The 8,345-nt window shown below is 60.0% G+C and carries 7 protein-coding genes and 1 pseudogene; 5 read left to right on the forward strand and 3 right to left on the reverse strand.

The genetic code is table 11. The features are described from left to right. Window positions 1–263, reverse strand: a pseudogene (locus AACS18_RS23215) (response regulator); the annotation flags it as partial. A gap of 85 nt (window positions 264–348) precedes the next feature. Between AACS18_RS23215 and fieF the strand changes: the two are divergent. The 4 genes from fieF to AACS18_RS06865 all read left to right on the forward strand — a co-directional run bounded on the left by fieF (window position 349) and on the right by AACS18_RS06865 (window position 3,805). Continuing rightward, window positions 349–1,260 (forward strand): cation efflux pump FieF, encoded by a 912-nt coding sequence (gene fieF / locus AACS18_RS06850; RefSeq protein ID WP_042081837.1) that lies wholly within the window; start codon window positions 349–351, stop codon window positions 1,258–1,260. Between the two features lie 8 nt (window positions 1,261–1,268). Next, window positions 1,269–2,048: a serine O-acetyltransferase gene (gene cysE, locus AACS18_RS06855; RefSeq protein ID WP_019446522.1), complete on the forward strand. Its 780-nt coding sequence runs from the start codon at window positions 1,269–1,271 to the stop codon at window positions 2,046–2,048. Between the two features lie 20 nt (window positions 2,049–2,068). Next, complete coding sequence (locus AACS18_RS06860; protein ID WP_108613992.1) at window positions 2,069–3,349, forward strand: hypothetical protein; 1,281 nt, start codon at window positions 2,069–2,071, stop codon at window positions 3,347–3,349. Window positions 3,350–3,595: 246 nt separating this feature from the next. Next, window positions 3,596–3,805, forward strand: coding sequence for a cell division protein ZapB (locus AACS18_RS06865; RefSeq protein WP_005339554.1), 210 nt, complete (start codon window positions 3,596–3,598; stop codon window positions 3,803–3,805). 72 nt (window positions 3,806–3,877) lie between these two features. On the opposite strand, the gene elbB is transcribed toward AACS18_RS06865, so the two are convergent. Continuing rightward, on the reverse strand, window positions 3,878–4,528 hold the full coding sequence (elbB, locus tag AACS18_RS06870) for an isoprenoid biosynthesis glyoxalase ElbB (RefSeq protein WP_108613997.1): 651 nt from the start codon (window positions 4,526–4,528) through the stop codon (window positions 3,878–3,880). 400 nt (window positions 4,529–4,928) lie between these two features. On the opposite strand from elbB, the gene polA reads away from it, so the two are divergent. Then, on the forward strand, window positions 4,929–7,694 hold the full coding sequence (polA, locus tag AACS18_RS06875) for a DNA polymerase I (RefSeq protein WP_108613993.1): 2,766 nt from the start codon (window positions 4,929–4,931) through the stop codon (window positions 7,692–7,694). A gap of 88 nt (window positions 7,695–7,782) precedes the next feature. Here polA and AACS18_RS06880 read toward each other — a convergent pair whose 3' ends face one another. Further along, window positions 7,783–8,322, reverse strand: a complete 540-nt coding sequence (locus AACS18_RS06880; RefSeq protein ID WP_108613998.1) for a gamma carbonic anhydrase family protein — start codon at window positions 8,320–8,322, stop codon at window positions 7,783–7,785. Between the last annotated feature and the right edge of the window lie 23 nt (window positions 8,323–8,345).

Consider the following 8,345-nt stretch of genomic DNA (forward strand, 5'->3'; position numbering starts at 1 on the left):
ACCCGGTCCTGGCTGTCACCGCGGGCGGTCAGCATCAGCACCGGGGTGTCGTGGGTCTTGCGCAACTTGGTCAGCATGGCAAAGCCGTTGAGTTTGGGCATCATTACATCCAGCAACACCAGATCGAAGCTCTGCTCCGCCAGCCGTTGCAGCCCCTCTTCACCATCCTCGGCGACCGTGACCTGAAATCCCTCCAGGGTCAGAATTTCGGTGAGCAGTTGGGTCAATTCAAGATCGTCGTCGACCAGGAGTATTCTGTTCATCTGGTGTTATTCCGCAGATTTTCGCGCCAAACTGACGCCGGGGTCAGGGTATAATAAGTTTTTCATCGCCAGAGGAAAGCCGGTTTTGAGCCATCAACAATATTCCCGTTGGGTGACCTTTGCCAGCATAGCGGCGGTCACCACCGCTACCTTGCTGATCATCGGCAAACTGATCGCCTGGCTGATGACCGATTCGTCGACCCTGCTGGCATCCCTGACTGACTCCTTTATGGATGTGAGTGCTTCCATCATCAACCTGCTGGCCATTCGCTATGCGCTTGCCCCGGCCGATGACGAACACCGCTTCGGTCACGGCAAGGCGGAGTCGCTGGCGGGCCTCATCCAGTCGGCCTTTATCTCCGGCTCCGCCCTGCTGCTGGTGATGCACGGAATTTCATCCTTGCTCAATCAGGCGCCTATTCTGCGGCTGGAGGCGGGTCTCTGGGTCAGTGGCGGCTCCATCGTGCTGACCCTGCTGCTGGTCAGCTTCCAGAGCGTTGTCATTCGCAAGACCAACAGTGTGGCCATCAAGGCCGATATGCTGCACTACCGTTCCGATCTGCTGCTCAATGCCGGTGTCTTGCTGGCGCTGGTGCTGGCGGGGCAGGGGTGGTACTGGGCCGATGGCCTGTTTGCCATCCTGATCGGGCTATTCCTGTTGTGGGGGGCGGGACACATCGGCTACGAGTCGGTGCAGGCCCTGCTCGATCGTCAGTTGCCAGCGGAAGAACAAGCGAGAATAATGGCGCTCTGCTGTGCCGTAGAAGGTGTACACGGCGTACATGACCTGCGCACCCGTCAATCCGGGCCGACCCGATTCGTACAGTTGCATCTGGAACTGGATGATCAGATCCCCCTGGTCAAGGCCCATCAGATCGCCGATGAAGCCGAACTGGCGGTACGCCAGGCATTCGAGCGGATGGATGTCATCATCCACATGGACCCCATCTCGGTGCTGACAAAAGAACAACAGAGCCCTCACCCAGAACAACAGTAGGCTGCAACATGGATGAACTGGTTGCCAAAACCTGGCACAAAATTCAGCAAGAAGCACAGTGCATGGCGGCCCAGGAGCCGATGCTGGCCAGCTTCTTCCACTCCACCATTCTAAATCACAAGAATCTGCGTTCGGCCCTCAGCTTCCAGCTGGCCAACAAACTCGACAGCGCCACCATGCCCGCCATCGCCCTGCGCGAGGTGATCGAGTTGGCCCTGCGCAGCGAGCCCGAGCTGCTGACGGTAGTGGCGGCCGACATCTGCGCCGTGCAGGAGCGCGATCCTGCGGTCGATCTCTTCTCCACCCCGCTGCTTTACCTCAAGGGGTTCCATGCCCTGCAGGGGTATCGGGTCGCCAACTGGCTGTGGCGGCAGGGGCGCCGCTCGCTGGCCCTCTATCTGCAAAACCAGATCTCGGTGGTGTTCGGGGTGGATGTGCACCCGGCTGCCCGTATCGGCAAGGGCATCATGTTTGACCATGCCACCGGCATAGTGGTGGGCGAGACCGCGGTGATTGAAGATGATGTTTCCATCCTGCAGAGCGTGACCCTTGGCGGTACCGGCAAGGAGAGCGGCGATCGCCATCCCAAGATCCGCGAAGGGGTGATGATAGGGGCGGGCGCCAAGGTGCTCGGCAATATCGAAGTGGGCGTGGGCGCCAAAATTGGCGCGGGCAGCGTGGTGATCAACCCGGTGCCGCCTCATACCACGGTCGCTGGCGTACCCGCCAAGATCGTCGGCCGTCCGGAGTGCGACAAGCCTTCACTCGATATGGATCAGTGTCTCTGATCTCCCGGCCGGAGTAGTCGATGGCCAAACGTTGGTCGGGTTATCTGATTTTGGGGATGTGGCTGCTCAACCTGCTCCATCTCTATCTGGGACTCTCCCCCTGGCCTGCGGCCATTGCGGCCTGGGGGGCATCACTGCTCACCTGGCCCTGGCTGGTGGGGGCCGCCAAGCGGCAGGCGCTGGCCCTGTATGGTGCCGCCCTGCTGCTGTTGCTCTTCTCCTGGTGGCAGGGCGCGACCCTCACCGCCGGTGACTGGCTGCTGCCCAACATCAATATGCTCACCATGTTTGCCGCGGTGAGCACCCTCAACCTTGCCACCTCCGGCTTGCTGACCGGCACCACCTCCTGGACCGGACGCAAGGGGCTGTGGAGCACCATGGCCAGCCTCAATCTGCTGGGGGCGGTCATCAACCTCTCGGTGCTGTTCATCATCGGCGATCGCCTGGAGCGCAATGGCACCCTGGAGCGGCGTCAGGTGATGGTGCTGAGCCGGATCTTCTGTGCTGCTGCCTTCTGGTCACCCTTCTTTGTCGCCATGGCGGTGGCGCTCACCTATGCGCCGGGCTTGCAGCTCTCCCATATTCTGCCGTTCGGAATCCTCGCCGCCTTGCTGGCGATGGGGCTGACTGCCTGGCAGGTGGAGCGGATCGGGGTAGCCGACTTTGCCGGTTATCCGCTGCGGCTGCAGACCCTGGGGTTGCCGGTCACACTGGCGCTGCTGGTACTGCTCATCAAGCAGATCTGGCCCCAGCCCGGCATTCTGGCGGTGATCGCGCTGGTGGCCCCGCTGCTGGCGCTGCTTTTTATGCCTAGGGTCGGGCGCAAGGCGGCCCTCAAGCGGCAGGTGGTGGAGCGCTTTCCCGCCATCGGTGGTCAGCTGGTGCTGTTTCTGGGGGCCGGTTTGCTGGCGGCAGGCATCAACAGTGCGTTGTCGGTTATCGATCTCGGTGCCGGTCACGGCCTGCCGCTGTTCAACCACTTTGGCTGGCTTGAGGCATCCCTCACTCTGCTATTGATTTTGCTGGTGGCCATCGTCGGGGTGCATCCGCTCATCAGCATCTCCGGGTTGGCGCCACTGCTATGGCCGCTGGCGCCGGATCCCAGCCTGCTCGGCATGTGTTTCCTGCTGGGATGGGGGCTTGCTACTGGCACCAGTCCGCTCTCCGGATCCAATCTGGCGCTGGCCTCCCGCTACAACCTCAGTGCCGGGCTGATCCTGCGCTGGAACCTGCTCTACGGCCTGCTGATGTATGTCGTCGCCTGTCTGTTGCTGGGGGCTTATATCGCCTTGCATGGATAACGGCGATTCCGTCGAGAGGGTGCCAATGATGCGCGGGCGGCGGGGTCTTTTACGCACGGTTCAGTGTGTTGTCGCGGCTCGGGCGCAGGATGCGAGAAAAATAGACGCATATTTAGACAATACATCTATGGAAGGCGCATTTTACAGCGCACTGGCTTGTTTGTGCCGATGCGCTCGGGGTATGCTGGCTTCACGCGCTTGAATCGCCCTCTGTGGGGCATCGCAATTGAACATACAGGTATGCATATGTCACTAGAAGTCCTTGAGCAACTCGAATCCAAAGTACAATCCGCTGTCGACAACATCTCCCTGCTGAAGATGGAGCTGGACGAGCTGAAAGAGCAGAACAGCAAGCTGCAAGACGAGAACCATCAGCTGCGCAACGAGCACACTGCGTGGCAGGAGCGTCTGCGTGCTCTGCTGGGCAAGATGGATCAGATGGGCGAAACCATCTAATTCATCGCCTTCAGGCAGAATTGAAAACGGGCCGCTCCATGAGCGGCCCGTCTGTTTTTGGCAGGGCGGGGATTACAGCGCCAGCAGCTGCTTGACTGTCTTCTCGATGCCGTCTGCCGCTTCGACTATGTTGTTGGCCAGCATGTAGGCGGGGGTGGAGATCACCTTGCGCTCCTGATCCACCACGAATTCGTTGACCGGGCAGTTGAGATGGCTGCCACCCATCGCCTCGATGGCGTTGGCGGTGCCTTCGTCATGGCCGATGGTCGCCAGCGTCCCGGCACCATAGATCAGCGGGATCATGGCGGGCGCGATGCAGATATAGGCGGCCGGTTTGTTGGCGTTGGCAAAGCTCTGGCACGCTTTCAGCACATCGGGCTGGATCTGGCACTCGGCTCCTTTGACAGCGAAGTCACACAGGTTCTTGGCAGCGCCAAAGCCGCCGGGCACCAGCAGCGCGTCGTAATCGGCCGCATCCAGCTCGGCCACATCCTTGATCTGGCCACGGCAGATGCGGGCCGCTTCGACCAGCACGTTGCGGCTCTCTCCCTCGCTCACTTCACCGGTCAGGTGGTTGATGACATGGAGCTGCGCCACATTCGGGGCGAAGCACTGGACGGCGGCTCCCTGACGGGCCAGCGCCAGCAGGCTTATGACGGCCTCGTGGATTTCGGCTCCGTCAAAGACACCGCAGCCACTCAAAATCACGGCCACTTTTTTCATGGCAAACTCCTCGTTGTTGAAAATGTGAGCCAAGATGGATTGTTGTACTTTTGTATGGTTATCGCTCGCCATCCGCTGGTCAAGTCATCTTGCTGTGCTAGGATTGTTTCGTTTTGGATCCTGCCGTACCTACTCCCTTAAATCTTTTTCCACATTGATCGAGATCATTCTAACTGTCTCGCGATCGTTTTTTGCGATCTCAATGCATTGTTTTTAATGGGTTTTTATATTCTTATACACAGTTTTATCACTGTGCGCTCTGATGCGTCCCATTTTTGAACACAGAGTTATCCACAGATTGAGTCCCTTTATCAGGCGCTGTGTGCTGTTGCTGCGCCCCTTGGTGTGAGGGGGGCCCTGTGGCATCCTAGCGGCTGTTTATCTCTGGCAGGACGATTTCATGGCCCCTAGCAACCCCCTTATTCTGGTCGACGGCTCCTCTTATCTTTACCGCGCCTTCTTCGCCTCCCAGCAGGCCGATCTGCGCACATCGACCGGTTTGCCGAGCGGCGCCGTCCGTGTCATGGCCAACATGATGCGCAGCCTGCGCAAGCAATATCCTGACTGTCATGTGGCCGTGGTGTTTGATGCCAAGGGCAAGACCTTCCGCGACGACATCTATCCCGAGTACAAAGCGACCCGCGCCAGCATGCCGGACGATCTGCGCAGCCAGGTTGCGCCTATCCACCAGATGATCAAGGCGATGGGCTTCCCCTTCCTGATGGTGGAAGGGGTTGAAGCCGACGACGTGATCGGCACCCTGGCCCGCCAGGCGACCGAGAAGCAGCTGCCGGTGCTGATCAGCACCGGTGACAAGGATATGGCGCAGTTGGTCTCCGACCATGTCACCCTGATCGACACCATGAAAGATGTGAAGACCGATCGGGAAGGGGTGATCGAGAAGTTTGGCGTGCCGCCCGAGCTCATCATCGACTATCTGGCCCTGATGGGTGACAAGGTCGATAACATTCCCGGTATGACTGGTGTCGGCGAGAAGACCGCACTGGCCCTGCTGCAGGGGATTGGCAGCATCGACGAGATTGCCGCCAACCTGGACAAGGTAGCCGCGCTCGGCTTCCGCGGCTCCAAGGCGTTCGCCGACAAGTTCCGCGAGCAGGAAGAGCAGGTTCGTCTCTCCTATCGACTGGCGACCATCAAGACCGACGTCGAGCTGGAACAGAGTCTGGAGCAACTGCAGCTCAAGCCGGTCGACAAGGAGTCCCTGCTGGCGGTCTATCGCGAATACGAGCTGCGCAACCTGATCAAGGAGCTGGAATCCGGTGGTGAAGAGGGGAGCGAGAGCGCCGGACAGGACGAGGCTGGCGATGAGAGCGCCGCTCCGGTTGCCGCCATCGAAACCGACTACCGCTGCATTCTGGACGAAGCCGAGTTTGACGGCTGGCTGGAACAGCTGAAAGCGGCACCGCTGTTTGCCTTCGATACCGAAACCACCAGTCTCGACTATATGGAGGCGCGGATCGTCGGTGTCTCCTTCGCGGTTGAGCCGGGCAAGGCTGCTTATGTGCCGTTTGGCCACGACTATCTGGGGGCACCGATACAGCTGAGCGAGGCCGTGGTGTTGGGCAAGCTCAAGCCGCTGCTGGAAGATCCGAGCCGTCTCAAGGTGGGGCAGAATCTCAAGTACGACCGCAACGTGCTGCTCAACCACGACATCGACCTGCAGGGCATCGCCTACGACACCATGCTCGAGTCCTATGTGCTCAACTCCACCGCCAGTCGCCACGACATGGATTCGCTGGCCAAGCGTTATCTCGGAGTCGAGACCATCTCGTTTGAAGATATCGCGGGCAAAGGGGTGAAACAGCTCACCTTCAACCAGATCGAGCTGGAGCAGGCGGCCCCTTATGCGGCGGAAGATGCCGACATCACCCTGCGTCTTCATCAGGCGCTGTGGGGTCAGCTGGAGGCCGTGCCGGGCCTTGCCAGGGTATTCAGCGAGATCGAACTGCCCCTGCTGCCAGTGCTGGCGCGGATGGAGTTGCTCGGCACCACCATCGATCCCAAGTTGCTGCACCAGCAGAGTCAGGAGATCGAGCTGCGCTTGGCGGAGCTGGAGAAGCAGGCCCATGAGCTGGCTGGGCAGGAGTTCAACCTCTCCTCGCCCAAGCAGCTGGGGGAGATCCTCTTCACCAAGCTGGGCCTGCCGATCATCAAAAAGACTCCGAAGGGTGCGCCGTCTACCGCAGAAGAGGTGCTGGCCGAGCTGGCGGAGACCTACGAGCTGCCGCAACTGCTGATGGAACATCGCGGTCTGGCCAAGCTCAAGTCCACTTACACCGACAAGTTGCCGCTGATGATCAAGCCGCAGACCGGGCGGGTGCACACCTCCTATCATCAGGCGGTAGCGGCTACGGGCCGTTTGTCATCATCTGATCCCAACCTGCAGAACATCCCGGTGCGCAACGAGCAGGGGCGCCGGATCCGTCAGGCCTTCATTCCTAGCGCTGGCTACAAGCTGGTGGCGGCGGACTACTCCCAGATCGAGTTGCGCATCATGGCGCACCTCTCCGGTGACAAGGGGTTGCTTACTGCCTTTGCCGAGGGCAAGGACATCCACAAGGCGACCGCCGCCGAGGTATTCGGTGTAGCGCTCGATGCGGTCACCACCGACATGCGCCGCAGCGCCAAGGCGATCAACTTCGGCCTTATCTACGGCATGAGTGCCTTCGGTCTGGCCAAGCAGCTGGGGATCGGCCGCGCCGAAGCACAGAAGTACATGGATCTCTACTTCGAACGCTACCCGGGCGTGCTGGAGTATATGGAGCGCACCCGTCAGCAGGCGGAAGCCCAGGGGTATGTCGAGACCCTGTTTGGCCGTCGCCTCTATCTGCCGGATATCAAGTCCCGCAACGCCGGTCTGCGCAAGGCAGCCGAGCGGGCCGCCATCAACGCCCCCATGCAGGGCACGGCCGCCGATATCATCAAGCGCGCCATGATCAACGTGGACAGCTGGATCCGCGGTATCGAGGATGAGTCGATCCGCATGCTGATGCAGGTACACGATGAACTGGTGTTCGAGATCCGCGAAGAGAAGCTGGAGGAGTACACCGCCACCATCAAGGAGAAGATGTCGGCTGCTGTCGAACTGGATGTGCCGCTGGTGGTGGAGGCAGGTACCGGCGACAACTGGGATCAGGCCCACTGATCTCCGGTCAGCCGTTTTGCACTGCTATATAGCTATATAAGAAGCGAAGCCCGGCATCATGCTGGGCTTCCTGTTTCTGCCAGCCCTATCAGGTCTCTTGCAGATACTCATCCTTGAGCAAGACATAGTTGTCCGCCGAGGTTTTGAGGAAGGCGACCTCGGCGGGTTTGAGCGGGCGAGCCTGTTTGACGGGATTACCTATATATAGAAAGCCTGACTCGAGTCGCTTGCCCGGCGGCACCAGACTGCCGGCTCCGATCATCACATCATCTTCGACCACGACGCCATCAAGCAGAATGGCACCCATACCGACCAATACCCGGTTGCCGATGGTGCAGCCGTGCAACATCGCCTTGTGACCCACAGTGACATCTTCACCGATCAGCAGCGGATAGCCGGTCGGGTTGCTGGCGCTCTTGCGAGTCAGGTGCAGCACAGTGCCGTCCTGAATATTGCTGCGGGCGCCGATGCGGATATGGTTAACATCCCCCCGCGCCGCCACCATGGGCCAGATGCTGGCATCATCGGCCAGTTCGATATCGCCCACCAGGGTGGCGCAGGGGTCTACATACACCCGTTTGCCCAGTTGCGGGCATTTTCCCTTGTAGGGTCTCAGTCGCAAGTCCATCTTGGCCTCCTTGTTTTCGGCCA

It is taken from the genome of Aeromonas sp. HMWF015, assembly GCF_963878965.1.
Lineage (GTDB): Bacteria > Pseudomonadota > Gammaproteobacteria > Enterobacterales > Aeromonadaceae > Aeromonas > Aeromonas veronii.

Bases quoted from the DNA above. Each gene is read 5' to 3' on its own strand.
- cysE (WP_019446522.1), top strand. From the start codon at position 1,269: ATGGATGAACTGGTTGCCAAAACCTGGCACAAAATTCAGCAAGAAGCA.
- polA (WP_108613993.1), top strand. From the start codon at position 4,929: ATGGCCCCTAGCAACCCCCTTATTCTGGTCGACGGCTCCTCTTATCTT.
- elbB (WP_108613997.1), bottom strand. From the start codon at position 4,528: ATGAAAAAAGTGGCCGTGATTTTGAGTGGCTGCGGTGTCTTTGACGGA.
- AACS18_RS06880 (WP_108613998.1), bottom strand. From the start codon at position 8,322: ATGGACTTGCGACTGAGACCCTACAAGGGAAAATGCCCGCAACTGGGC.
- AACS18_RS06860 (WP_108613992.1), top strand. From the start codon at position 2,069: ATGGCCAAACGTTGGTCGGGTTATCTGATTTTGGGGATGTGGCTGCTC.
- AACS18_RS06865 (WP_005339554.1), top strand. From the start codon at position 3,596: ATGTCACTAGAAGTCCTTGAGCAACTCGAATCCAAAGTACAATCCGCT.